Below are 226 nucleotides of genomic sequence, written 5' to 3'. Positions count from 1 at the left end.
TGATGCTCCATCGGCTGAAGCGCCGGAACACGCTGTTCCAATCGCCGAAGACCTCCGGGAGATCGCGCCAGGGAGACCCCGTACGCACGATCCACAGCCCTCCTTCAACGAACATTCGGTTGTCGCGCCCGGTCGAGCCCTTCTGATCCGGGCGCCCTATGATCAACGGCGCCATCCGCTCCCACGCCGCGTCGCTCAATACCAAACGGTCCATCACACCCAAGGC

General features: G+C 63.7%; 1 protein-coding gene. It reads right to left on the bottom strand.

What is annotated here, in order from left to right; translation table 11 throughout:
• On the bottom strand, positions 1–214 hold a 214-nt coding region (locus FNJ47_RS55820), incomplete at its 3' end, for a transposase (RefSeq protein ID WP_236000660.1).
• Between the last annotated feature and the right edge of the window lie 12 nt (positions 215–226).

The organism is Bradyrhizobium uaiense, from assembly GCF_010811875.1.
Classification (GTDB): Bacteria; Pseudomonadota; Alphaproteobacteria; order Rhizobiales; family Xanthobacteraceae; genus Bradyrhizobium; species Bradyrhizobium uaiense.
The sequence above is the reverse complement of the archived record's forward strand: the minus strand, read 5'-3'. Positions and strand labels throughout refer to the sequence as shown.